24 protein-coding genes are annotated in these 24,850 nt (G+C 73.0%); 18 read left to right on the top strand and 6 right to left on the bottom strand.

What is annotated here, in order from left to right:
* Positions 1-117: 117 nt before the first annotated feature.
* On the top strand, positions 118-312 hold the full coding sequence (locus ACWEV0_RS05120) for a hypothetical protein (protein ID WP_453146570.1): 195 nt from the start codon (positions 118-120) through the stop codon (positions 310-312).
* Entirely contained in the window at positions 309-638 is a 330-nt protein-coding gene (locus ACWEV0_RS05115; RefSeq protein ID WP_451606992.1) for a (2Fe-2S)-binding protein, read from the top strand. Before ACWEV0_RS05120 ends, ACWEV0_RS05115 begins: the two co-directional genes overlap by 4 nt.
* A 105-nt stretch (positions 639-743) precedes the next feature.
* On the opposite strand, the gene ACWEV0_RS05110 is transcribed toward ACWEV0_RS05115, so the two are convergent.
* Positions 744-1,157 carry a pyridoxamine 5'-phosphate oxidase family protein gene (locus tag ACWEV0_RS05110; protein ID WP_453146567.1) on the bottom strand — a complete coding sequence of 138 codons (414 nt, stop codon included), beginning with the start codon at positions 1,155-1,157 and terminating at the stop codon, positions 744-746.
* A gap of 159 nt (positions 1,158-1,316) precedes the next feature.
* Between ACWEV0_RS05110 and clpB the strand changes: the two genes are divergently transcribed.
* Entirely contained in the window at positions 1,317-3,917 is a 2,601-nt protein-coding gene (clpB, locus tag ACWEV0_RS05105) for an ATP-dependent chaperone ClpB (RefSeq protein ID WP_453146565.1), read from the top strand.
* Between the two features lie 42 nt (positions 3,918-3,959).
* Here clpB and ACWEV0_RS05100 read toward each other — a convergent pair whose 3' ends face one another.
* Both ACWEV0_RS05100 and ACWEV0_RS05095 read right to left on the bottom strand, forming a co-directional pair.
* Entirely contained in the window at positions 3,960-4,403 is a 444-nt protein-coding gene (locus ACWEV0_RS05100) for a hypothetical protein (protein ID WP_453146563.1), read from the bottom strand.
* Between the two features lie 30 nt (positions 4,404-4,433).
* On the bottom strand, positions 4,434-4,895 hold the full coding sequence (locus tag ACWEV0_RS05095; protein WP_453146562.1) for a hypothetical protein: 462 nt from the start codon (positions 4,893-4,895) through the stop codon (positions 4,434-4,436).
* 104 nt (positions 4,896-4,999) lie between these two features.
* On the opposite strand from ACWEV0_RS05095, the gene ACWEV0_RS05090 reads away from it, so the two are divergent.
* A complete protein-coding gene (locus tag ACWEV0_RS05090; RefSeq protein WP_403793992.1) occupies positions 5,000-5,542 on the top strand; it encodes a type III secretion system chaperone family protein in 543 nt (180 codons plus the stop codon).
* A 34-nt stretch (positions 5,543-5,576) separates the two neighbouring features.
* On the opposite strand, the gene ACWEV0_RS05085 is transcribed toward ACWEV0_RS05090, so the two are convergent.
* Together ACWEV0_RS05085 and ACWEV0_RS05080 are read right to left on the bottom strand one after the other, a co-directional pair.
* A complete protein-coding gene (locus ACWEV0_RS05085) occupies positions 5,577-6,806 on the bottom strand; it encodes a glycosyltransferase family 39 protein (RefSeq protein ID WP_453146606.1) in 1,230 nt (409 codons plus the stop codon).
* A gap of 233 nt (positions 6,807-7,039) precedes the next feature.
* Complete coding sequence (locus tag ACWEV0_RS05080) at positions 7,040-8,212, bottom strand: pyridoxal phosphate-dependent aminotransferase (RefSeq protein WP_453146561.1); 1,173 nt, start codon at positions 8,210-8,212, stop codon at positions 7,040-7,042.
* An 836-nt stretch (positions 8,213-9,048) separates the two neighbouring features.
* Here ACWEV0_RS05080 and ACWEV0_RS05075 point away from each other — a divergent pair.
* The 8 genes from ACWEV0_RS05075 (at position 9,049) to ACWEV0_RS05040 (ending at position 17,862) form a co-directional block, all read left to right on the top strand.
* Positions 9,049-9,567, top strand: a complete 519-nt coding sequence (locus tag ACWEV0_RS05075) for a DUF2617 family protein (RefSeq protein WP_453146559.1) — start codon at positions 9,049-9,051, stop codon at positions 9,565-9,567.
* Between the two features lie 115 nt (positions 9,568-9,682).
* Positions 9,683-11,371: a spermidine synthase gene (locus ACWEV0_RS05070; RefSeq protein WP_453146557.1), complete on the top strand. Its 1,689-nt coding sequence runs from the start codon at positions 9,683-9,685 to the stop codon at positions 11,369-11,371.
* Positions 11,372-11,442: 71 nt separating this feature from the next.
* Positions 11,443-12,282 carry an SRPBCC family protein gene (locus ACWEV0_RS05065; RefSeq protein WP_453146555.1) on the top strand — a complete coding sequence of 280 codons (840 nt, stop codon included), beginning with the start codon at positions 11,443-11,445 and terminating at the stop codon, positions 12,280-12,282.
* A 67-nt stretch (positions 12,283-12,349) separates the two neighbouring features.
* Positions 12,350-13,141 carry an aldose epimerase family protein gene (locus ACWEV0_RS05060; protein ID WP_453146553.1) on the top strand — a complete coding sequence of 264 codons (792 nt, stop codon included), beginning with the start codon at positions 12,350-12,352 and terminating at the stop codon, positions 13,139-13,141.
* 36 nt (positions 13,142-13,177) lie between these two features.
* Positions 13,178-13,726 (top strand): orotate phosphoribosyltransferase, encoded by a 549-nt coding sequence (pyrE, locus tag ACWEV0_RS05055; protein WP_453146551.1) that lies wholly within the window; start codon positions 13,178-13,180, stop codon positions 13,724-13,726.
* Positions 13,727-13,967: 241 nt separating this feature from the next.
* Complete coding sequence (gene fbaA, locus ACWEV0_RS05050; protein WP_403793974.1) at positions 13,968-14,990, top strand: class II fructose-bisphosphate aldolase; 1,023 nt, start codon at positions 13,968-13,970, stop codon at positions 14,988-14,990.
* Between the two features lie 89 nt (positions 14,991-15,079).
* Entirely contained in the window at positions 15,080-16,237 is a 1,158-nt protein-coding gene (locus ACWEV0_RS05045) for a MalY/PatB family protein (RefSeq protein WP_453146604.1), read from the top strand.
* A 167-nt stretch (positions 16,238-16,404) separates the two neighbouring features.
* Positions 16,405-17,862, top strand: a complete 1,458-nt coding sequence (locus tag ACWEV0_RS05040; RefSeq protein ID WP_453146602.1) for an MFS transporter — start codon at positions 16,405-16,407, stop codon at positions 17,860-17,862.
* Between the two features lie 306 nt (positions 17,863-18,168).
* Here ACWEV0_RS05040 and ACWEV0_RS05035 read toward each other — a convergent pair whose 3' ends face one another.
* On the bottom strand, positions 18,169-18,594 hold the full coding sequence (locus ACWEV0_RS05035; protein ID WP_453146549.1) for a DUF3151 domain-containing protein: 426 nt from the start codon (positions 18,592-18,594) through the stop codon (positions 18,169-18,171).
* A 152-nt stretch (positions 18,595-18,746) separates the two neighbouring features.
* Here ACWEV0_RS05035 and ACWEV0_RS05030 point away from each other — a divergent pair, with 152 nt between their 5' ends.
* From ACWEV0_RS05030 to ACWEV0_RS05005, 6 genes are all read left to right on the top strand, one after another.
* Positions 18,747-19,550, top strand: coding sequence for a DUF3152 domain-containing protein (locus ACWEV0_RS05030; protein ID WP_453146547.1), 804 nt, complete (start codon positions 18,747-18,749; stop codon positions 19,548-19,550).
* 118 nt (positions 19,551-19,668) lie between these two features.
* Positions 19,669-20,532 (top strand): tryptophan 2,3-dioxygenase family protein, encoded by an 864-nt coding sequence (locus ACWEV0_RS05025; RefSeq protein WP_453146545.1) that lies wholly within the window; start codon positions 19,669-19,671, stop codon positions 20,530-20,532.
* Positions 20,525-21,751: a kynureninase gene (kynU, locus tag ACWEV0_RS05020; protein WP_453146543.1), complete on the top strand. Its 1,227-nt coding sequence runs from the start codon at positions 20,525-20,527 to the stop codon at positions 21,749-21,751. Before ACWEV0_RS05025 ends, kynU begins: the two co-directional genes overlap by 8 nt.
* Before the next feature lie 130 nt (positions 21,752-21,881).
* On the top strand, positions 21,882-22,751 hold the full coding sequence (locus tag ACWEV0_RS05015; protein ID WP_453146541.1) for an alpha/beta hydrolase family protein: 870 nt from the start codon (positions 21,882-21,884) through the stop codon (positions 22,749-22,751).
* 96 nt (positions 22,752-22,847) lie between these two features.
* The gene (locus tag ACWEV0_RS05010) at positions 22,848-24,158 is read left to right on the top strand and encodes a sensor histidine kinase (RefSeq protein ID WP_453146540.1); all 1,311 of its coding nucleotides are present in this window, start codon (positions 22,848-22,850) and stop codon (positions 24,156-24,158) included.
* On the top strand, positions 24,155-24,817 hold the full coding sequence (locus ACWEV0_RS05005; RefSeq protein WP_453146538.1) for a response regulator: 663 nt from the start codon (positions 24,155-24,157) through the stop codon (positions 24,815-24,817). Before ACWEV0_RS05010 ends, ACWEV0_RS05005 begins: the two co-directional genes overlap by 4 nt.
* The last annotated feature ends 33 nt before the right edge of the window (positions 24,818-24,850 follow it).

Here is a 24,850-nt window from a genome sequence, read left to right as displayed (position 1 = left end):
GCTCCTGCATCTCAGGAACATGATGCCTGGGTTTGGTGGTGCGGGCGTAGAGAGTAAGCCATCGTCTTACTCGCGGGGGTTGGAAATCTCGTTTCCTTCAAGTGAGGTTGCTCGGTGATGAAGAAGAAGCTCATACGCGCGGTGGCCGTAGTCGCCTTCATCGCGGCTGCAACGGTCGGCGCCGTGGGGGTGACCCAGGACCCCGGGTGGAGCTCCGCCCCGGCCAGTGTGCTCGCCGTCGCCAACGACCCTGGCTGGCATATGTCGGAGACCGTGACGGACGACCCCGGATGGAGCTCCGTCGGCGCATGACTCCCGATGACTCCAGGTTCCGGCGTGAGATGGCATCGGCATACCGCTCCGGGTGGCACTTCATCGATCTCGTCACGGCCATCCCCCACCGTGGCGACTCGTTGATGGTGACCCTCTTCGGAGAGCCGATCGTCGTCGCCCGCGAACAGGACGAGGACGTCCGTGCGTATCGGTGTCTGCGTCGCCCGCGCGGTGCGCCGCAGCCCGTTCGCTGTGCCATCCGGTACGGCATGATCTTCGTCAACCTCGATCAGCGTGACCATCAGCTGCTGGAGCCCCAGCTGATCGACACGGAGACCATCACCGCCACCCCCCGCAGTGCCTGAACGATTCCCCCGTCGTTGTAGATCGTTCGGGCGCTTCCCCCACACAGCGGCGCCATCGCGGACCTGAAACGCGATGGCGCCGCTGTGCTTTTGCCGATGGGCCGGTCAGGCCCGGCCCATCGCGCGGGTGAGCGCGATCTCGATGACGACCCGGTCCGGGTTCGGGGCCGGCACGCGGTTGTAGCGGGCCGCGTAGCGTTCGACCGCGTCCGCGACGACATCCGCCTCGGTGCGGATCCGCGCCACGCCCTCCAGCGTCGCCCAGCGCCCCTTGTCCACCTGGCAGACCGCCACCCGCGCGCCGTCCGGGCCCGCCGCCAGGACGTTGGCGACCTTGCGGCTGTGCTTGTTGGTGATGACCCGGGCGATGCCCTTCTCGCCGCCCTCCGGGTCGTACGTGACGCCCACCGCCACCACGTGCGGGGTGCCGTCCGGGCGCGGGGTCGTCAGGGTGCTCATGTGGTACTCGCGCCAGAAGCTGAGGTACGAGTCGCTGGGCTTGCTCGGGTCGATGGCCATGTTCGGAAACTACTCCGGGGAGGGCTCCGTCCGATACCTTGAGCGGAATAGACTCAACTTTGTGTACGTTGGATGAGTCATAGGAGCTGTCGCACCGAAAACCGCAGCCGAAACCGCCGGCCGGAACCGCAGTCGAAGACGCAGGAGGAGACCCCGCACGTGGACGCCGAACTGACCAACAGGAGCCGGGACGCGCTGAACGCGGCGAGCAGCCGCGCCGTGTCCCAGGGGCACGCCGATCTGACCCCCGCGCACCTTCTGCTTGCGCTGCTCGCGGGTCAGGACAACGAGAACATCACCGACCTGCTCGCCGCCGTCGAGGCCGACCAGGCCGCCGTGCGCTCCGGCGCGGAGCGGCTGCTCGCCGCCCTGCCCAGCGTCACCGGGTCCACGGTCGCGCCCCCGCAGCCCGACCGCGAGCTGCTCGCCGTCATCGCCGACGCCGACGCGCGCGCGAAGAAGCTCGGCGACGAGTACCTGTCCACCGAGCACCTGCTGATCGGCATCGCCGCCAAGGGCGGCCGGGCCGGCCAGGTCCTCGACCAGCAGGGCGCCACCGCCCGCCGGCTCCAGGACGCCTTCGAGAAGGCGCGCGGCGCCCGCCGGGTGACCACCGCCGACCCGGAGGGCTCGTACAAGGCCCTGGAGAAGTTCGGCACCGACTTCACCGCCGCCGCCCGCGAGGGCAAGCTGGACCCGGTCATCGGCCGCGACCACGAGATCCGCCGCGTCGTCCAGGTCCTCTCCCGGCGCACCAAGAACAACCCGGTCCTCATCGGCGAGCCCGGCGTCGGCAAGACCGCCGTCGTCGAGGGCCTCGCCCAGCGGATCGTGAAGGGCGACGTCCCCGAGTCGCTGCGCGACAAGCGGCTGGTCTCGCTCGACCTCGGCGCGATGGTCGCCGGCGCGAAGTACCGCGGCGAGTTCGAGGAGCGCCTGAAGACCGTCCTCTCCGAGATCAAGGAGAGCGAGGGCCAGATCATCACCTTCATCGACGAGCTGCACACCGTCGTCGGCGCGGGCGCCGGCGGCGACTCCGCCATGGACGCGGGCAACATGCTCAAGCCGATGCTGGCCCGCGGCGAGCTGCGCATGGTCGGCGCGACGACCCTCGACGAGTACCGCGAGCGGATCGAGAAGGACCCCGCCCTGGAGCGCCGCTTCCAGCAGGTCCTGGTCGCCGAGCCGTCCGTCGAGGACACCATCGCCATCCTGCGCGGACTCAAGGGGCGCTACGAGGCGCACCACAAGGTGCGGATCAACGACTCCGCGCTGGTCGCCGCCGCGACCCTCTCCGACCGCTACATCACCTCCCGCTTCCTGCCCGACAAGGCCATCGACCTCGTCGACGAGGCCGCGTCCCGGCTCCGGATGGAGATCGACTCCTCGCCGGTCGAGATCGACGAGCTCCAGCGCTCCGTCGACCGGCTGAAGATGGAGGAGCTGGCCCTCTCCAAGGAGACCGACGAGGCCAGCCTGCAGCGCCTGGAGAAGCTGCGCCGCGACCTCGCCGACCGCGAGGAGGAGCTGCGCGGCCTCACCGCCCGCTGGGAGAAGGAGAAGCAGTCCCTCAACCGGGTCGGCGAGCTGAAGGAGCGGCTCGACGAGCTGCGCGGCCGCGCGGAGCGCGCGCAGCGCGACGGCGACTTCGACACCGCGTCCAAGCTGCTCTACGGGGAGATCCCGGAGCTGGAGCGGGAGCTGGAGGCCGCCAGCGAGGCCGAGGCCGAGCAGGAGGCCCGGCAGGACGCGAAGGACAGCATGGTCAAGGACCAGGTCGGCCCGGACGACATCGCGGACGTCGTCGGCTCCTGGACCGGCATCCCCGCCGGCCGGCTCCTGGAGGGCGAGACGCAGAAGCTGCTGCGCATGGAGGACGAGCTCGGCAAGCGGCTCATCGGCCAGAGCGAGGCCGTGCGGGCCGTCTCCGACGCGGTGCGCCGCACCCGGGCCGGCATCGCCGACCCCGACCGGCCCACCGGCTCCTTCCTCTTCCTCGGCCCGACCGGTGTCGGCAAGACCGAGCTGGCGAAGGCGCTCGCCGACTTCCTCTTCGACGACGAGCGGGCCATGGTCCGCATCGACATGTCGGAGTACGGCGAGAAGCACTCCGTCGCCCGTCTCGTCGGCGCGCCTCCCGGCTACGTCGGCTACGAGGAGGGCGGCCAGCTGACGGAGGCCGTGCGCCGCCGCCCGTACAGCGTCGTGCTCCTGGACGAGGTGGAGAAGGCCCACCCCGAGGTCTTCGACATCCTGCTCCAGGTCCTCGACGACGGCCGGCTCACCGACGGCCAGGGCCGCACGGTCGACTTCCGCAACACGATCCTGATCCTCACGTCGAACCTGGGCAGCCACTTCCTGATGGAGCCGCTGACCAGCGAGAGCGAGAAGCGGGAGCAGGTCCTGGAGGTCGTCCGGGCGAGCTTCAAGCCCGAGTTCCTGAACCGGCTCGACGAGATCGTGGTCTTCTCGGCCCTCGCGGGCGACGAGCTGGCCCGCATCGCCAAGCTCCAGATCGACCGCCTGGCCCGTCGCCTCGCCGACCGCCGCCTCACCCTGGACGTCACCCCCGAGGCCCTCGCCTGGCTCGCCGAGGAGGGCAACGACCCGGCGTACGGCGCCCGCCCGCTGCGCCGCCTGATCCAGACGGCCATCGGCGACCGCCTCGCCCGCGAGATCCTGGCAGGCGAGGTCCGCGACGGCGACACGGTCCGGGTGGACCGCTTCGAGGACGGCCTGATCGTGGGGAGGGCCGAGTAGCCCGTCGCATAGCCCGTACGGACCAGGCCGGTCCCGAGGGGCTCAGTAGTCGCCGGCCGTGAGCTGTACGAGGGCGGTGTCCCCGCCCTCGTACCGCACGTCGACCGCGATGTCGTATGCGCCGCTCGCCCCGGCCGTGTCGTCGTAGTCCAGCCTGAGACGCAGCCCGCCGGGTGTCACCTCGGCCGGGACCGACGGCCATGTTCCGGCCAGCCATTCCGCCGCCTCCCCGCGCGGCATCCGGAACTCGGCCTCGACGGTCGTGTCCGTCCAGGTCGCCTCGGTGCAGCGGGCGGATTCGGCGCTCTTCGGCAGGGTCGCCCCGGCCCAGGACATCGCCTCTGTGCAGTCGGCCGGCTGCGGCTTGCCGACCTCGTCCCAGAACACCTGGTTCGCCGCGACACAGGCGACCGGGAGGAAGAGCAGCGCCATCAGCCCCACCGTGAGCCAGATCCACTTCCAGTCGACCCGCTTCGCGTCCCCCATGGACGCGATCATGCCAGCCGGCCGCCGGGCTCAGACCGTGAACGGGCTGACGGACACGAGGGCCGTGTCGGCGTTCTCGTAGGTGACCCTGACGTCCACCGCCGCCGGGCCGCCCATGGTCTGCGGGAAGTCCTCCTCGGCCTCAAGATGGAGACAGAGGTCGCCGGTGCCGAGGCAGGCGTCGGCGGTGGGCCGGGCGGCCGGCCAGGTGCCGGCCAGCCATTCCGCCACCTCCGCGCGGGGCATGCGGAAGTCGGCGTCGACCATGGTGTCCAGCCAGGTCGCCTCGGTGCAGTGGGCGTCCTCGGCGCTCTTGGGCAGGGTCGCCCCGGCCCAGGACATCGCCTCCGCGCAGTCGACCGGCTGCGGTTTGCCGACGTCGTCCCAGAACGACGCGGCCCACCACAGGAAGGCCAACGGCAGCGACAGCACCACCGCCACCCCGACCAGGATCCAGATCCACCTGCGGCCGCGCCGCTTCGTCGCCCCCATGGGGCGAGATCATGTCAGCCCGCAGCTGATCGCGCCGTGGGGACTTGCCACCCCCCGCCCGCCATGGGGGAGGATGGCGGCATCCGTACGAAGGGAAGAACCCGGTGAGCATCGACCCGTCCTCGATTCCTAATTTCGGGGCCCAGCCCCAGCCGCAGGCAGGACCGGCGGGCCCCGTCGTTCCCGACCAGGATCTGGTCAAGCAGCTCCTCGAGCAGATGGAGCTCAAGTACGTCGTCGACGACGAGGGTGACCTCGCGGCGCCGTGGGAGGACTTCCGCACGTACTTCATGTTCCGCGGCGAGGCGGAGCAGCAGGTCTTCTCGGTGCGGACGTTCTACGACCGCCCGCACGCCGCGGACGACCGCGCGAAGATCCTCGACGCGATCGACGACTGGAACCGCCGCACGCTGTGGCCCAAGGTCTACACCCACCTGCACGAGGAGGAGGACGGCTCCGCCACCCTCCGCCTCATCGGTGAGGCGCAGATGCTGATCGGCACGGGCGTCGCCCTGGAGCACTTCGTGTCCTCGACGGTCAGCTGGGTGCGCGCGTCGATCGAGTTCGACAAGTGGATCGTCGAGCAGTTCGGCCTGGAGTCCCCGGAGGACAAGGCGTCCGGCGACGGCGACGGCTCCGCCGAGTAGTCAGCCCGGCAGTCCCGCTGTGACCGCCGAGCGGTCACAGCGCCATCCGCGCCAGCGTCAGTGCGTACGGCGCGTAGGCGAACGAGAGCCCGGCCAGGCCCGCGATCACCGTGATCGCGGCGCGTGGCCGGGCTCTTGCCATTGCCCGGGCCGGCGGCAGCAGCAGCGGGAACGCGGGCAGCAGGAAGCGCGGCTTCGACTCGAAGAAGCCGGAGCCGCCGACGGTGATCAGCACGAGCACGCCGGTGTAGACGAGCACCGGCAGCGGCGGCCGCTCGTCCGGGTCGAGCAGGAGCAGTACGAAGAGCAGCACGCCCACCGCGGTGACGGCCAGGGCCATCACGTACCCGAACTGCGTCGGCCCCTTCAGCATGTCCCGTACGAAGCGCGCCGCGCCCTCGCCGAAGTCGAAGCGGCTGGTCCAGCCGTCCTGAACGGCGAAGTAGCCGCCGAGCAGATCGCCGCGCCGGGCGCCGACCCACAGCAGGTACGAGACCCAGCCGAGCGGCGCCACCCCGGCCCCCGCCCACACCACCCAGCCGGCCCGCCCGCCCCGGCTCGCCCGCCCGCGCCGCCGCCACAGTTCCAGGGTCGCGGCGGCGAGGACGGCGGCGGCGACGGCGACGCCGTTGGGGCGGGAGAGTCCGGCCAGCGCGGCCAGGGATCCCGCCCACAGCCAGCGGCGGGTCAGCACCGCGTACAGCGCCCAGGCGGCGAAGGCCGTCATGACCGGCTCCGTGTACGCCATCGTCAGCACGAACGACGTCGGCAGCAGCCCCCACAACAGCACGGTGAGCACCGCGACGCGCCGCCCGCACAGCCGCTCCGCCACCAGGAAGACGCCCCACGCGGCCACCCCGGCCGCCAGCCACGAAAGCAGCAGCCCGGCGGTCCCGTAGGCGATCGGCAGCACACCGGCGACGGCCCGGATCAGCCCCGGGTAGAGCGGGAAGAACGCCAGGTCGGACATGGGCGCCCCGTCCGGCCAGTGGAGCGTGCGGCCATAGCCGTTGGCCGCGATCCGCAAGTACCAGTCCGAGTCCCACGACTTCGCGAGCAGGGCCCGCGGCGAGCGCCCGATGTGCCACGCCCAGAGCGCGAACACCAGCGTCCCGGTCAGCCGCGCGGCGGCGAAGAGGCCGAGCGCGGGCGCGGCCCGGCGCAGCGAGGCGCGCAGGCGCGCGAGGCGGCGGCGCCGGGCGGGCGCGGCGGTGGGCGCGGGGGCGGCGTCGGCCGGCGGGCGGTCGATCGTCTCGGCGGACAGGGGGCACCTCCGTGCGCGCGGGAATCCGGTCGGTCATTTCCCGACAGTCGGTTTACCCGACAAGCGGCGTGCCACGGAGGGGGCGCGCCCGTCGGAACCGGGGGATTTTCCCCGGATTGTCCGTGTCCGTGTACATGCCCGTGTACGCGTACGTGCCCGTGCCCGTGTGCGTGCCACTGCCGCGCGCCGCGCGGGATGTGCCGATCCGCGCCCGAACCCGCCCCCCCCCAGCCCTACGCCAGCTTCTTCAGCCGCTCCACCGCCTCCTCCAGAACCTCCGTCTTCTTGCAGAACGCGAACCGCACGAACGGCGCGCCCTCCTCGCGGTGGTCGTAGAAGACCGCGTTCGGGATGGCGACGACCCCGGCCCGCTCCGGCAGCGCGCGGCAGAAGGCGAAGCCGTCGGTCTCGCCGAGGGGACGGATGTCGGTGGTGACGAAGTACGTGCCGGCGGGGCGGTGGACGCCGAAGCCGGCCGCCGTCAGGCCCGCGCTCAGCAGGTCTCGCTTGGCCTGGAGTTCGGCGCGCAGGGCGTCGGTGTACGAGTCGGGGAGCCGCAGCGCCTCGGCGACCGCGTACTGGAACGGGCCGGACGACACGTACGTGAGGAACTGCTTCGCGGACCGGACCGCGCTGGTCAGTTCGGGCGTCGCCGTGATCCAGCCGACCTTCCAGCCGGTGAAGGAGTACGTCTTGCCGGCCGAGCCGATGGTGACGGTGCGCTCGCGCATCCCGGGCAGCGAGGCGATCGGCAGGTGCGCGGCGCCGTCGAAGACCAGGTGCTCGTACACCTCGTCGGTGACGACCAGCAGGTCCCGCTCCTGGGCGAGTTCGGCGACGGCGGTCAGCTCGGCGCGGCTGAGGACGGTGCCGGTGGGGTTGTGCGGGGTGTTGAGCAGGATCAGCCGGGTCCGGTCGGTGACCGCCGCGCGCAGCTCGTCGAGGTCGAGGACGAAGGCCCCGTCGTGCGGGCGGAGGGTGACCGGGACGCGGGTGCCGCCGGCCATGGCGATGCAGGCGGCGTACGAGTCGTAGTACGGCTCCAGGGCGATGACCTCGTCGCCCGGCTCGACCAGCGCGAGCAGCGCGGCGGCGATGGCCTCGGTGGCGCCCGCGGTGACCAGGGCCTCGGTGTCGGGGTCGTACGCGAGGCCGTAGCGGCGCTGCTGGTGCTCGGCGATCGCGGCGCGCAGCTCGGGCACGCCGGGGCCGGGCGGATACTGGTTGCCGCGGCCCTCGCGCAGGGCGCGCACGGCGGCCTCGCGGATCTCCTCGGGGCCGTCGGTGTCGGGGAAGCCCTGGCCCAGGTTGATCGAGCCGGTGGCGGTGGCGAGCGCGGACATCTCGGCGAAGATCGTCGTCCCGAACTCGGCGAGCCGGCGGTTCAGCAGCGGCCTGGTACCCATCAATGCTCCTCGCTCCTCACGACTCGTCGTCGGGGTCATCCTCTGACGGCGGGCGAGCGACGGACAAGCAGGCGACCCGGGCGCCCCGCCAGCCCCCGGCCCCCCGGCGCCTCGCCCGAGGCGCCAGAAGGCTCCTGAGACGGCCGGTGTCGACCGCCCCGCGGGGCGAAGCTCTGGACTTGCTCAAGTGCGCGGCCGGTGCGCTTCGAGCCCGGTCGGGGCGGGAATCCCCCTCGCACAGCCACTCCGGCTGACGCGAAAGCTCGAACGTACGGGGGACTCCATGGGCGGTTTCATCGTCATCGGACTCATCATTCTTGTGGTCGTCGGATTCGCCGCGGCGACCAGTGGCAGCCGGTCCCGCAAGCGGCGCAAGCGCCGGGGCGGCTGGGCGGGCGGCGGTTCCTCTTCTTCCTCTTCCTCGTCCTCGGGTGGCGGCGGCTGCGGCTCCTCGTCCTCGTGCGGTGGCTCCTCGGGCTGCGGGTCCTCGGGTTGCGGCTCGGGCTGCGGGGGCGGCTGTGGCGGGGGCAGCTGACGGGCCCGGCGGGAACAGCGGGGGACAACACGCGTCTGTGACCACTCTGTTGAGCGATTGTGGGAATCACGCGATCGAATCCGGTTGAACAGTTGAACCGTGGGGCCCCCGAGGGGATGGAAACCACGCCAAGTTGGGCAAAAACGCTGCGACTCGCCCACGGTTCATGATTCCCTCGTTGTTGAGAACATCCAGCCCTCGGACCGTGTGTGGACCCGAGCCGGCGATCCCCACTCCCGGTCGAAACACTTCACCGGGACGCCTCCGGCCCACCCGCCAACCGTGTTTGCGGAGCCGATCCATGCTCACGACCCTGAAAACCTCCTACACCGATACGCGCGCGGCCGACCTGGCCTGGGCGCTGGGGCGCGACCCGCTGCCCGCGCTCGCCGTACTCGATCTCGAACTCTCCGGGGCCGAACTGCAGTTGAGACTGCTCGGCGCCTCCCATCAGGTACTCCTCCGGGAGGAGGACCGCAGTTGCTCGGAGACCGTCGCCTGCATGCCCGGCAGCAGCACCCCGCTGCCGCTGGGCGTGTCCAAGCGGGTCGGCGAGTGGGAGTACGAGTTCGCCGCCCGCGTCGAGACCCTCACCCAGGGCTCGTTCGCGGGCCGCGCGCAGGAGTTGCTCGCACTCGTCGCCGACCATCCGCACGGCCTCGCGGGGACCTTCCCCGGCTCGCCGCACGCCTTCACGGCGATGCTGGCGCAGCGCCACGAGGGCCAGGTGCGCTGGCGCACCTGGCACGCCTACCCGCAGGAAGGGCAGTTGGTGGTGACGAGAACGCGGATCGGCGCGCGGATGCCTGCCGCGCTCTGAGCCTCGCTCCGAACCGACGGCGTAGCCGCGCCTTCGCGGCGCCGCCGCACATATGCCTCGGATGCACTCGTTCGGGTGACACTGCGCGGAACAGGTGTGACGTAGCGTTACGGGCATGATCGACCCGCCCGTGACCACGCTGCCCCTGCCGCCCAAGCCGGCGGTGCGGCAGCCAGTCCGGCCGGGCGGGGTGCGGTATCCGGTCCTGGTCACGGTCTTCGTCTGCGCCGCCTGCGGCCTGGTCTACGAGCTCGAACTGGTGGCGCTCGCCTCCTACTTGATCGGCGACTCGGTCACCCAGGCGTCCGTCGTGCTGTCCGTCATGGTCTTCGCGATGGGCGTCGGCTCGCTGCTCGCCAAGCGGCTGCGCTGCCGCGCCGCCGTCGGCTTCGGCCTGGTCGAGGGCGGGCTCGCGCTGATCGGGGGCTGCTCGGCGATGGTGCTGTACGCGGCCTTCGCCTGGCTCGGTGAGGCGCAGTGGGTGCTCGTCGCCTTCTCGCTGGCCATCGGCGTGCTGATCGGGGCCGAGATCCCGCTCCTGATGACGCTCATCCAGCGGGCGGAGTCGGCGCGTTCACGGGCGCGGCCGGTCGCCGGCGTCGTCCCGGGCGGCACCCGGCGCGGCCGGGCCCGCGCCCAGCGGGGCCCGTACGACGCCGCCGGGACCGTCGCCGACCTGTTCGCCGCCGACTACGTGGGCGCGCTGGTCGGCGGGCTCGCCTTCCCGTTCCTGCTGCTGCCCTGGCTCGGCCAGCTGACCGGCGCGCTGGTCACCGGCGCGGTCAACGCGGTCGCGGGCGGCGCGCTCGTCCTGTGCCTGTTCCGGCACGACCTGACGGCCCGTGCGCGGGCGCTGCTCATCGGCGCGAACCTCGCCGTGCTCGCCGTGCTCGCCACCGCGACCGTCCTCGCCGACGACTTCGAACAGGCGGCGCGACAGGCGGTGTACGGCGACAGCGTGCGGATCGCCGTGCGCACCGACGTCCAGGAGGTGGTGGTCGCCGGCGAGCGCGGCGGCCCGCCCGACCTCTTCCTGGACGGCCGGCTGCGGGTCGGCGGGCGCGACGAGTACCGCTACCACGAGGCCCTGGTGCACCCCGCGATGAACGGCCGGCACCGGCGTGTGCTGATCCTGGGCGGCGGCGACGGGCTCGCCGCCCGCGAGGTGCTCCGCTACGACGACGTCCGCGCCGTCACCGTCGTCGAGCTCGATCCGGGCGTCGCCCGGATCGCCCGCACCGACCCCGACCTGGCCGCCCTCAACGGGCAGGCGTTCCGCGACCCGCGGGTGACCGTCGCGTACGGGGACTCGTTCCGCTGGCTGCGCCTGCACCGCGCTTCGCAGGAACGGTACGACGTGGTGATCTCCGACCTGCCCGACCCCGGGCCCGGCGACACCGCGGGCGCCGTGCTCTACTCCGAGGAGTTCTACGGGCTCGCCGCCGGCGTCCTCGCCGACGGCGGCCGCCTCGTGGTCCACGCCGGCCCGGCGACCGGCCGCCCCCGCACGTACTGGACCGTCGACGCCACCCTCCGCGCCGCCGGCTTCACCACCCGCCCGTATGCCGCGGCCGCGCGGGGGGACGAAGAGCGGGCGGGCGAGCGGGCCGGGGACGAGGAGTGGGGCTTCCTGCTCGCGACCCGGGGCGGCCCGCCGCCGGTCCTCGGCCTCGCGTCCGACGCCCCCCGGCTGCGTTCCGTCACCGCTGCCACCCTCACCGAGGCGGAGAGCCGCCTGGAGCGCACCCGCACGGGCGGCGCGGGTGACCTGCCGCCGTCGACGCTGGTGCATCCGCGCTACTGACGCGCGGCCGGGGCGCCCGGAGGCCCGCAAACAGGCGACGGGCGGGCCCCGGCTGAGTAGGCTCGGCTCCCATGGAGCATGAGGTGTTCGTCCCGGTCCCGGCCGAGGTCCTGCGCGCCACGCTGACGGACCCGGCGCGGATCGCGCGCTGCGTCCCCGGCTTCCAGCAGGACGCCGACGCGGCGACCGGGCCGCTCTCGGGCCGGCTGAAGATCCGGGTCGGCGGCAACACCATCACCTACCGCGGCACCTTCCGGATCGCCGAGCGCGACGGCGGCGCGGGCTTCGCCGTCGAGGGCGAGGGCACCGAGGTCCGCGGCAAGGGCACGGCGTCGCTCGCGCTGGCGCTGACCCTCACCCCGCTGGCCGAGGGCACCACGATCGGCTTCACCGGCGAGGTGACGGCGGCCGGGCGGCTCGCCGAGGCCGACGCGGACGCCCGGGGCGCGGTGGGCGCCCGGCTGCTCGACCGGTTCGCGGAGGCGCTGGTCGCGGTCGCGGACGTGGAGGCCGAGATGGCCGTCGAGAGCGAGGGCAAGGGCAACGGCCAGGACGAGGACGAGGACGAGGACGGGGACGGGGTGGAGGACGCCGACGAGGCGGCGGAGCGGGACGCGCGTACGTCCGTCTTCGACACCCCGGTGCCGCCGCCGTCCCTCGACGCGCTCGCCGACGAGGAGTACGAGGCGCCCGGCACAGGTCAGCCCGCCGAGGCCGCGCACGCCCGGCGCACCATGATCGGCCGCAGCGCCGAGGAGGTCGACCACGCCCCGCCGCGCGGCCGCTACGCCCCCGTGCCCGCCGTCGAGACCTCCGGCGCCGGCGCGAGCCTGCGCTGGATCGCCCCGGCCGCCGCGCTCGCCCTCGCCTCCGCCGTCGTGGTGAGCCGCGCCCTGCGCCGCCGCCGCTGAGTCGGCAGGTGAGTCGGCGAGTCGCTGAAACGCTCCCGCACGCCTGGTCATCGCCTAGGGTCGGGACGTGAGCAATCTGACGCGACTGACGGCCGGTGACGCCGAGCTGACCATCGACCCCGAACACGGCTGCCGCATCACCGGCCTGCGCATCGGGGACACCGAACTGCTGCTCCAGGGCGCGCACTTCGGCTGCTTCGTGATGGCGCCCTGGGCGGGCCGGACCGAGAACGCCCGCTTCCGCAACGGTGCCACCACCCAGGAGCTCCCGGTCAGCGAGCACGCCGCCCCGCACGCCATCCACGGCACCGTCCGCGACGTCCCGTGGAAGACCGCCGAGGTCACCGAGTCGACGGCCGCGTTCACGACCGAACTGGGCGAGCCCTGGCCGTACGCGGGGAAGGTCACCCAGATCGTCGAGCTGGGCGAGGGCTCGCTCACGCTCACGCTCGGCGTCGAGACCGCGTCCGACTCCTTCCCGGCGCAGGCCGGCTGGCACCCCTGGTTCCGGCGCTCGCTCGGCGGCGCGGACGTCGAGCTCGGCTTCCACCCGGCCTGGCAGGAGGAGCGCGGCGCCGACCACATCCCGACCGGCCGCCGCATCGACCCGACCCCGCGCCCCTGGGACGACTGCTTCGGCATGCCGGACGGCGTCGACGTCACCCTCACCTGGCCGGGGCAGCTGGAGCTGCGCGTCACCAGCCGCGCCGAGTACGTCGTCATCTACGACGAGCCCGAGGACGCCGTCTGTGTCGAGCCCCAGTCCGGTCCGCCGAACGGCCTCAACACCCTTCCGCGCCTGGTCACGCCCATCGATCCGCTGGAGGTCTCGACGACCTGGAGCTGGCGCCGGCTGTAGCGGGCGGCTCCGGGGACAGGCCCTAAGCTCATGAGCATGACTGACGTACGCGCTGAGCTGCTCCAGCAGATCAAGGACAAGGCCGTGGTGCACGGCAAGGTGACCCTCTCCTCGGGTCTTGAGGCCGACTACTACGTGGACCTTCGCCGGATCACGCTCGACGGCGCGGCCGCGCCGCTCGTCGGCCAGGTCATGCTCGAGCTGACCAAGGAGCTGGAGTTCGACGCCGTCGGCGGTCTGACCCTGGGCGCCGACCCGGTCGCCACCTCGATGCTGCACGCCTCCGCCGCGCGCGGTGCGCGCCTGGACGCCTTCGTGGTCCGCAAGGCCGCCAAGGCGCACGGCATGCAGCGCCAGGTCGAGGGCCCGGACATCAAGGGCCGCCGGGTCCTGATCGTCGAGGACACCTCGACCACCGGCGGCTCGCCGCTGACCGCCGTCGAGGCGGCCCGCGCGGCCGGCGCCGAGGTCGTCGCCGTCGCGACGATCGTGGACCGGGCGACGGGCGCGGGCGAGAAGATCGCCGACACGGCGGGTGTGCCGTACCTCTACGCGTACGCGCTGGACGAGCTGGGCCTGGGCTGACGCTGACCTTCCCGGCTGAATCGCCGCGAAGTCGTGACTTAGCGTCCGGGACCGGTGTGAACCGGCTCTGACCTGGGGTTTTATCAAGGGGCGGGGTGTTTCACGTGAAACACCCCGCCCCTTCCTCTGCCGCGCCCGTGGGACCTTCCGCAGGAGTCTGGAAGGATGGGGGCGACGATGACGTCGCCCCCAGGTCAGGGACAAGCAACGCACCTACCCGCACATCACAAGGAGCGGACGTATGCCCATCGCAACCCCCGAGGTCTACAACGAGATGCTCGACCGGGCGAAGGCAGGCAAGTTCGCCTACCCGGCGATCAACGTCACCTCGTCCCAGACCCTCCACGCCGCCCTGCGCGGTTTCGCGGAGGCCGAGAGCGACGGCATCATCCAGATCTCGACCGGTGGCGCCGAGTTCCTGGGCGGCCAGTACAACAAGGACATGGTCACGGGCGCCGTCGCCCTGGCCGAGTTCGCGCACATCGTCGCCGCGAAGTACGACATCACGGTCGCGCTGCACACCGACCACTGCCCGAAGGACAAGCTGGACGGCTACGTCCGCCCGCTGCTCGACATCTCCGCCGAGCGCGTCAAGGCCGGCCGCAACCCGCTCTTCCAGTCGCACATGTGGGACGGCTCCGCCGAGACCCTGGCCGACAACCTGGCCATCGGCCAGGAGCTGCTCGCCAAGGCCGCCGCCGCCAAGATCATCCTCGAGGTCGAGATCACCCCGACCGGTGGCGAGGAGGACGGCGTCAGCCACGAGATCAACGACGAGCTGTACACCTCCGTCGACGACGCCATCCGCACCGCCGAGGCCCTGGGCCTGGGCGAGAAGGGCCGCTACCTGCTGGCCGCGTCCTTCGGTAACGTCCACGGCGTCTACAAGCCGGGCAACGTCGTGCTCCGCCCCGAGCTGCTCAAGGACCTCCAGGCGGGCGTCGCCGAGAAGTTCGGCAAGGCCTCCCCGTTCGACTTCGTCTTCCACGGCGGCTCCGGCTCGACCGCCGAGGAGATCGCCACCGCCCTCGACAACGGCGTGGTGAAGATGAACCTCGACACCGACACCCAGTACGCCTTCACGCGTCCGGTGGCGGACCACATGTTCAAGAACTACGACGGTGTCCTGAAGGTCGACGGCGAGGTCGGCAAGAAGTCGACCTACGACCCGCGCACCTGGGGCAAGCTCGCCGAGGCGGGCATGGCCACGCGTGTGACCGAGGCGTGCGCCGCGCTGCGCTCGACCGGTACGAAGCTGAAGTAAGCGCCCTCGGCGTTGTACGACGGGCCCGGCACCACGAGAGTGGAGCCGGGCCCGTTCGTCGTTCCCGTTCCTGGAGGTATGAGGTGTCGGTGTTCGAGTTCGACCGCGAGATAGACCGGCGCGGCACCTGGTCGGTCCAGTGGGACGGGATATCCGACCGCTTCGGCGTCTCCGACCTGCTGCCCTTCACCATCTCCGACATGGACTTCGCCTCCCCGCCGGCCGTCCTCGACGCCCTGCACGCGCGCGTCGACCACGGCGTCTTCGGCTACACCGACTGGCGGCTCGGCGAGTTCCGGGAGGCCGTACGGGACTGGTACGCGAGCCGGTACGGCGCCGAGGTCGACCCGGAGGCCATGGTCTACGCGCCCTCCGTGCTCTCCCAGCTCTCCCAGCTGCTCAGGATGTGGACGGAGCCCGGCGACGGCATCGTCGTCCACACCCCCACCTACGACGGCTTCCGCAAGGCCGTCACCGGCCTCGGCCGCGAGCTGCGCGGCGTGCCCGTCGGCGACACCGAGGCCCTGGAGCGCGAGCTGGCCCGGCCCGACAGCCGGATGCTGCTGCTCTGCTCCCCGCACAACCCGACCGGCCGGGTGTGGCGCGAGGACGAGCTGAAGGAGTTCGCCCGGCTCGCCGAGCGGCACGGCGCGGCCGTCGTCAGCGACGAGATCCACGCCGACCTGACCGGCGCGGGCCACCGCCACGTGCCATGGACGGCGGTCGCCGAGGCAGGGCGGGGGCGCCGCTGGGCGCTGGTCACCTCCGGCACCAAGGCCTTCAATTTTCCCGCGCTCTCCGGTTCGTACGGCTTCCTCGGCGACCCCGAGGAGCGCACGGAGTTCGTCCGGCGCATGGAGACCGGCGAGGGCCTGGCCTCCCCGGCCGTGCTCTCCCTGACCGCGCACATCGCCGCGTACCGGCACGGCGCGCCCTGGCTCGACGCGCTGCGCGGCTATGTCGCCGGGACGATGACCATGGCCGCCGAGCGGCTCACCGCCGGTCTCCCGGGCCTCGACTGGACCCCGCCGCAGGCCGGCTACCTCGCCTGGATCGACCTGCGGCCGCTGGGCATCGACGAGACCGCGCTCCAGGAGGAGCTCGTCACCAAGGAGAAGGTCGCGATCATGCCGGGTGGGGTCTACGGCACCCCCGGCTTCGTCCGGCTGAACCTCGGCTGTCCGCGGGCCAAGGCCGAGCGCGGCGTGGACGCGCTGGTACGGGCCGCGGCCCGGCTGCGGGGCTGAGCGGCCGAGGGGCCGGGAGGTTGCGGGGCGAGGGGCTGCCGGGGCCGGACGGCTGCGGGGCTGAGCGGCCGAGGGGCCGGGAGGTTGCGGGCCGCGCGGCTGCGGAGTCGAGTGGTTCGCGGGACCATGCAGGCATGGCCGACACGGCGGGCGCTGCGGCGCCGGGCATGGGGATCCGGCTCGCCTCCGGGACCGGGCGGTGGATCGTCTTCACCACCGTGCTCGGTTCGGCGATGGCGCTGCTCGACTCGACCGTCGTCAACGTCGCCCTGCCGCACATCGGCGAGGACCTCGGCGCCGATCTGGGCGCCCTGCAGTGGACCGTCAACGCCTACATGGTCACGCTCGCCGGGCTGATCCTGCTCGGCGGGTCGCTCGGCGACCGGTACGGACGGCGGCGCGTCTTCGTGATCGGCGTGGTGTGGTTCGCGGTGGCCTCGCTGCTGTGCGGGCTCGCGCCGAACGCGGGCATCCTCGTCGCCGCCCGCGCCCTCCAGGGAGTCGGCGGCGCGCTGCTCACGCCCGGCTCGCTCGCGCTGATCCAGGCCAGCTTCCACCAGGACGACCGGGCCCGGGCGGTCGGGCTCTGGTCCGGGTTCGGCGGGGTGGGGGCGGCGGTCGGACCGTTCGTGGGCGGGTGGCTGGTGGACGGACCCGGCTGGCGATGGGTGTTCCTGCTGAACGTGCCGCTCGCGCTCGTCTGCGTGCCCGTGGCCCTGCGGCACGTCCCCGAGTCCCGCGACGTCGTCGCGCACGGCCGCTTCGACGTGCTCGGCGCGGTCCTCGGTGCGCTGGCGCTCGCCCTCGTCACGTACGCGCTGATCGCGCAGGTGTGGTGGGCGGGCGCGGCCGGTCTGCTGGTCGGCGCGGGGTTCGTGTGGGTCGAGCGGCGGCGGGGCGAGCGCGCGATGGTGCCGCTGTCGATCTTCCGGTCGCGGCAGTTCACCGCGGTCAACCTGGTGACCTTGTGCGTGTACGCGGCGTTCAGCGGCTTCTTCTTCCTGGCCGCGCTGCAGCTCCAGGTGGTCTCCGGCTACTCGGCGCTCGCCGCCGGGACGGCGCTGCTGCCGACCACGGTGCTGATGCTGCTGCTCTCGGCGAAGTCCGGCGAGCTGGGCGAGAAGACCGGGCCGCGGTTGCCGCTGACGGTCGGGCCGCTGCTGTGCGCGGCCGGAATGCTGCTGATGCTTCGGGTCGGCGAGGACCCTTCGTACCTGGCCGACGTCCTGCCCGCGATGCTCGTCCTCGGCCTCGGCATGACGACGCTGGTCGCGCCCCTCACGGCCACGGTGCTCGCCTCTGTCGACGTCTCCCGAGCCGGCCTCGCCAGCGGCATCAACAACGCGGCCGCCCGGGCGGCGGGGCTCATCGCGGTGGCGGCGCTGCCGCTGCTCGTGGGGATGGGCCCGGAGGCGTACCGCTCGGCGACGGAGTTCGACGCCACCTTCCGCCGTGCGATGCCGATCCTCGCGGGCGTGCTGGTGGTGGGCGCGGCCCTCGCCTGGTTCACCCTGCGGGCCCCGGCCCCGGCGCGGGCCGCCGGGTGCCACCCCGAGTGCCGGGTCCACTGCGGGGTGGGGGCGCCGCCGCTGGACCCGGGCGAGTCGCGGAAGACGCGGGGCTGAGCCCGGGCCCGGGTGCGCGTGGGCGGCCGCGCCGCCGTGGGTGGTGCGCCCGGCCTCAGGCCGGGCTGGGGACCCACCCGCACCACCCGTACAGCTCTGTGTGCAGAGGGGTGCGGGCCTTCGGGGGCCGGGCGCTCGCCGTCGGCGGCCGACGGCCGACGGCTGCGCGCCCGGCCTTCGGCCGGACGGAGGCGGCGCCGGCCCCACCGGGCTGCGCCCGGGAGGGCCTGGCCCGCGCGGCGCGTCTGCCGGGCGGGGGCTTCACCGGGCTGCGCCCGGAAGCCCGCGCGGCGCGCGCCGCGATCGTCAGCGGTGCAGCTCCGTGTACGCCTCTTCGCTGCTGTCGCGCAGGAACTGCCAGCAGCGCTCCTGCTCGTCCTTCTCGCCGATGTCGCCCGCCGCGCGGGCCAGGGCCGCCAGGCAGCGGAGGAAGCCGCGGTTGGGGCGGTGGGACCACGGGACGGGGCCGTGGCCCTTCCAGCCGGCGCGGCGGAGGGCGTCGAGGCCGCGGTGGTAGCCGGTGCGGGCGTAGGCGTAGGACTCGATGACGCGGCCGGACTCGTAGGCGTCGTCGGCGAGCATGGCCCACGCGAGGGAGAAGGTGGGGTGCTTGCGGGCGACCTCCGCGGGGGCCAGGGACTCCTCGGCGAGGAGGCGGTAGGCGTCCTCGTTCTCGGGCAGGAGCGTCGGGCCGGGGCCGCCGAGCAGGTTCTGGTGGGTGTGCGTCGTCATGAGGGCAGTCTGCCACCGGACCGGCGGAAGCCGGCGGCCGGAACTCTTCTCTCCGATCCCCCGTCCTGAGGGGCGGGGACACCTGTTCGAAGGTGTGGGAAGAGGGGGCTGCGGTGGGGCGACGACGAGCGAGACGGAGGCGCGGGTGGCCGGTGCTGCTCCTGGTCCTGGTGGTGCTCGGCTGCGGGGCGGCGGCCGTCCACTACCGGGGGCGGAACACCGCTGCCGCGCCCGCGCCCGCCGCGTCGGGTCCGCGGCCGACGACAGCCTCACCGACACCGACACCGACACCGACACCGCCCCCGCCGCCCTCGGCCAAGCCGAAGCCGAAGCCGAAGCCCGCGCCCAAGCCCGCGCCCAAGCCCGCCCCGAAGCAGCCGCCCCGCGTGCCCCGCTCCGGCCCCGGCACCTTCACCACCGCCCGGGCCACCGGTGACCCCGTCGGCTCCGGCGGCGCCCTGCGCCGCTACCGCGTCCAGGTCGAGGACGGCGTCGACGTCTCCGCGCGCGAGGCCGCCGAGGAGATCCAGCGGATCCTGGCGCATCCGCGCGGCTGGGCCGCGCACGGCCGGGGCCGCTTCCAGCTGGTCACCGACCACGCCGACTTCGTGATCCGGATCGCCACCCCGGACACCGCCGACCGGCTCTGCGCGGCCAACGGCCTGAACACCCACGGCGAGCTGAACTGCGAGACGAGCACCGGTGTCGTGGTCAATCTGAGGCGGTGGATGCTGGGCTCGCCGACCTTCGCGGGCCCGCCGGCCGAGTACCGGAACCTGATCATCAACCACGAGGTCGGGCACGAGATCGGCATCCGCCGGCACCTCGGCTGCGCCGGTCCCGGCCGGCCCGCGCCCGTGATGATGCAGCAGATCAAGGGCCTGAACGGCTGTCATTCGAACGCATATCCGTATGACGAAGACGGGATCTACATCTCGGGTCCGGTCGTGTCATGATGCGCTTGGGAGTGCGTGCGCCGAAGCCCGCCTCCCGAGGGGACCGGGGCTCCTGAGCCGGACGAGCCGGAGGAGAGGAGCGGACCGCTACCCGGTGTTACGTATCGAGGAGACAGAAATGTCCACCTTCCCCGATGCCCCCGGAGCCGGTACGGTCGCCGACGCAGTCGCCGACGCGCCGAACCTCGACTTCGCGGGTACGACGCCGTACGAGGACTACGTCCAGGCGGACGTCCTGACCCACCTCCAGCACCTCCGCTCCGACGACCCGGGCGAGATGGTCTTCCTGGTCACCACCCAGGTCATGGAGCTGTGGTTCACCGTGATCGTCCACGAGTGGGAGACCGCGAGCCACGCCCTGCGCCGGGACGACCTGCCCGTCGCCATGGACGCGCTCAAGCGCTCCGTGCGCGAGCTCGAAGCCCTCAACCACTCCTGGCGGCCGCTCGCCCAGCTCACCCCCGCCCAGTTCAACGCCTACCGCAGCGCGCTCGGCGAGGGCTCCGGCTTCCAGTCGGCGATGTACCGGCGGATGGAGTTCCTGCTCGGCGAGAAGTCGGCGTCCATGCTGGTGCCGCACCGCGGCGCGCCCCGCGTCCACGCCGAGCTGGAGAAGGCGCTCCAGGAGCCCAGCCTGTACGACGAGGCGCTGCGGCTGCTGGCCCGCCGCGGGCTGCCCGTCCCGGCCGAGGTCCTCGACCGCGATCCGGCGCTGCGCTACGAGCCCTCCGCGGAGGTCGAGCGGATCTGGGCCGGGATCTACGCCGACCCCGACCAGAACGCCGAACTCGTCCGCCTCGGCGAGGCGTTGAGCGATGTCGCCGAGCTGGTCTGGCGCTGGCGCAACGATCACCTGGTCGCCACCCGGCGCGCGATGGGCGCCAAGACCGGCACCGGCGGCTCCGCGGGCGTGGCCTGGCTGGAGAAGCGGGCCCAGAAGAACGTGTTCCCCGAGCTGTGGACGGCGCGCAGCCATGTCTGAGACGTACGCGGAGCGCGCACAGGCGCTTGACACCGCCGACGAACTGGCCAAGCACCGCGAGAAGTTCGCCCTCGACGAGGTCGTCTACCTGGACGGCAACTCGCTCGGGGCGCTGCCCGCGCACGTACCCGCCCGCATGGCCGACGTCATCACCCGCCAGTGGGGCGAGCTGCGCATCCGCTCCTGGGACGAGTCCGGCTGGTGGACCGCGCCCGAGCGGATCGGCGACCGGATCGCCCCGCTCGTCGGCGCCGCCGCCGGGCAGATCGTGGTCGGCGACTCGACCAGCGTGAACGTCTTCAAGGCGGTCGTGGCGGGCGTCCGGCTGGCCGGCGAGGGGCGCGACGAGATCCTCGTCGACGCGACGACCTTTCCCACGGACGGGTACATCGCCGAGTCCGCCGCGCGCCTCACGGGTCACCGGATCGTGCCCCTCGACCCGGCCGAGATGGCCGGCGCGGTGACCGACCGCACGGCCCTCGCCCTGGTCAACCACGTCGACTACCGCACCGGCCGGCTCCAGGACCTGCCCGGTCTCACCGCCGCCCTCCACGAGGCGGGCGCGCTCGCCGTCTGGGACCTGTGCCACAGCGCGGGCGCGCTGCCGGTCGGCCTCGACGCGCACGGCGTGGACCTGGCCGTCGGCTGCACGTACAAGTACCTCAACGGCGGCCCCGGCGCGCCCGCGTACCTGTACGTCGCCGAGCGCCACCAGGCCCGCTTCGACTCGCCGCTGCCCGGCTGGAACTCGCACGCCGACCCCTTCGGCATGACCCCCGGCTACCGGGCGGCCGAAGGCGCGCTGCGCGGCCGGGTCGGCACGCCCGACATCCTGTCGATGCTGGCCCTGGAGGCGGCCCTGGAGGTCTGGGACGGGGTCGGGATCGAGGCCGTGCGCGCCAAGTCGCTGGCCCTGACGGACTTCTTCCTGGAGTGCGTACGGGCCTACGCCCCGGCGGGCCGGGTCGAGTCCGTGACGCCCGAGGCGCACGCGGAGCGGGGCAGCCAGGTCGCGCTGCGCTGCGCCGAGGCGCCGGCCGTGATGGCGGAGCTGATCCGGCGCGGCGTGGTGGGCGACCTGCGGCGCCCGGACATCCTGCGGTTCGGCTTCACGCCGCTCTATGTGGGCTTCGCGGACGCGGAGCGGGCGGCGCGGGTGCTTGCCGAGGTGCTCTCTTCCCAGGGCTCCGTCCAGGGCTCCACCCAGGGCTCCGTCTAGAGCTCGACCCAGGGCTCTTCCCAGGACGGATGATCATCGGTTGATCGCCTGATCTGCGGGGGCCGTACTCCTGATACGGTCCCCGCAGGTCAGGCCAATCGGCCCCGTTCCAGGAGAGGTTGGAAGCAGCATGCCGGACCCCGCCGCGCGCGACGCCGCCGAAGAAGCATCGGCCTTCTCGCACCCGGCCGTCGCCCCGGACGCCTCCGCCGCGTACGGCGCGCATCCCGACCAGCTCGTCGACTTCTACGCGCCGCGCGACGGACGGGAGCGCGCGCCGCTCGTCGTCGCCCTGCACGGCGGCGCCTGGCGCGCGCCGTACGACCGGCAGCACCTGACCCCTTTCGTGGACTTCCTCGCCCGGCGCGGCTTCGCCGTGGCCAGCGTCGAGTACCGGCGCGGCAGCGACATCCCGCGGCAGGGCGGCACGGCCCCGGTGGCCGGGCGCTGGCCGGAGACCTTCGACGACGTGGCCGCCGCGCTGGACGCGGTCGCCGACCTCGCCGCCGAGCACCTTCCGCAGGCCGACCCGCGTCGCCTCGTCCTCACCGGCCACTCCGCCGGCGGCCACCTCGCCCTCTGGGCCGCCGCCCGCCATGTCCTGCCGGCCGGCTCCCCGTGGCGTCTTCCGGCCCCGCCCGCGCTGCGCGGCGTCGTCGCCCTGGCCCCGATCGCGCACTTCGAGCGGGCGGTGGAGCTGGACGTCTGCGGCGGTGCGACGACCGAACTCCTCGGTGGGAAGGCCGACTTCGACGCCCGCGCGGCCCTCGCCGACCCGGCCGTGCTGCTGCCCACCGGCATCGCCACGACCGTCGTCCAGGGCCGTGACGACATCGTCGTCCCGGCGGCCGTGGCGGAGGCGTACGTGGACGCGGCGGCGAAGGCCGGCGAGACCGTCGGCTTCACCCTGCTGGAAGACGTCGGCCACTTCCCGCTGATCGACCCGGCGGCGGACGCGTGCGCGGTGGTCGCGGAGGAGATCGCCCAGCTCGCCTGGTGACGGACGCGGGCAGCCGCGGGTAGTCCTCAAGGCGGACCCCGCGGAATCCGCATCCAGCCGGACGCCCCCGCCGCGGCCCGCCCGTACGGTGGTCCGGTGACTTCGACCCGGACCACCGAAACGAGCCGCAGCCCCGAGCTACGCCTGACCCTGACGGCGCTCGGCGGTCTGCGCGCGGACCTCTTCCACGGCGCCTTCGCCTACCGGCCGCTGAGGCGTCTCGACCTGAGCCGCGGGCCGCTCCGGTTCCTGCCGGAACGGATCCGCGACGAAGCGGGTGTGGTCCCGCACCTCGCCGTCGGCTTCGCCGCCCTGATCGTCTTCTTCCTCGGGCTCGCCCGGGCCGACGGCTCCCCCAGCCCGGTCGTCCTCGTGTACACCCTCGTACCGGCCGCGACCGTGGTGCTCACCCTGATACGTCCGGTGCTCGCCTTCTGGGCCTCACTCGTCTCCACGCCCTTCGTCGCCTTCCTGGGCGGCCACGGCGAGGGCTGGCCGTGGGCGCCGAACTCGCTGGCCGCGCACCTGGTCGTCCTCGTCGTCGTCGCCCTGCGCACCCGGCCGCGCACCGCCGGCTGGATGTGGCTGGTCACCGCCGGCTACGCCGCCTCGGCCTCGGCCGTCATCGGGGTGAGCGGCGGCGACGCCGTAGTGCTGCTCTTCGTCGCCGGCGTCCTCCTCCTGCTCGTCACGACCTTCCAGGTCCGCCGCGAGGCGGCCCGCGAGGTCACCGCACAGCAGTCGGTGACGGCGGTCGAGCGGTCGAAGCGGACCCTGCTCGAAGAGCGCACGACCATCGCCCGCGAGCTGCACGACGTCGTCGCGCACCACATGTCGGTGGTGGCGATCCAGGCCGAGGCCGCCCCGTACCGCGTCGAGAACCCGCCGCCGGAGCTGGAGCAGGCCTTCGTGACGATCCGGGAGAACGCGGTGGCCGCGCTGACCGAGCTGCGCCGCATCCTCGGGGTCGTACGGGCCGAGGACTACGAGGCGCCCGACGCGCCGCAGCCGACGCTCGCGGACCTGGACGGCCTGGCCGCCAACGTCCGGGAGGCCGGCCTGGAAGTGGAGCGGACGGTGACCGGCGCGGTGCGCGAGCTGCCGCAGGGCGTGGAGCTCTCGGCGTACCGGATCGTGCAGGAGGCGCTGTCGAACGTGCTGCGGCACGCGCCCGGCGCCACCGCGAAGGTGGAGCTGTCGTACGTCCTCGGCGGGCTCGGGCTGCGGATCGCCAACGGCCCGGCGCGCGGTCTCGTGAAGCCTTCCCCGGGCGCCGGCCACGGCCTCACCGGCATGCGGGAGCGGGTGACCATGCTGAACGGCGAGATGACCGCCGAGGCGACCGGCGACGGCGGCTACGAGGTCACCGTGTACATTCCCGTGCCCCGTGAGGAGCTCCAGTCGTGATCCGCGTCCTCATCGTCGACGACCAGATGATGGTCCGCGAGGGCTTCTCCGTCCTCCTGAACGCCATGCCGGACATCGAGGTCGTCGGCGAGGCCGTGAACGGCCGCGAGGCCGTCGCCCAGGTCGCCGCCCTCCGCCCCGACGTGGTCCTGATGGACATCCGCATGCCGGAGCTGAACGGCATCGACGCCACCCGCGAGATCGTCGCGGCCGACGCCGCCGCGAAGGTGCTCGTCCTGACCACCTTCGACCTGGACGAGTACGTGTACCAGGCGCTGCGCGCCGGAGCCTCCGGCTTCCTCCTCAAGGACGCCTCCGCCCGGCAGCTCGCGGAGGGCGTGCGGGTGGTCGCGGCCGGCGAGGCGCTGCTCGCGCCGACCGTGACGAAGCGGCTCATCAACGAGTTCGCGAGGTCGGCGGCGACCGCGCCGCGACCGCCCGCGATGGCCCAGATCGGCGAGCTGACGGAGCGCGAGACGGAGGTCCTCGTGCTCATCGCGCAGGGCCTGTCGAACCAGGAGATCGCCGACCACCTCGTCGTCGCCGAGTCGACGATCAAGACGCATGTGAGCCGGATCCTGGTGAAGCTGGGCCTGCGGGACCGGACGCAGGCGGCCGTCTTCGCGTACGAGGCGCGACTGGTGCAGGTCGGCGGCTGACAGCGGGTGGGCAGCGGGTGCGCAGCGGGTAGG

This window comes from Streptomyces sp. NPDC003943, from assembly GCF_053605265.1.
This window is presented reverse-complemented; position numbering and strand designations above follow the sequence as displayed.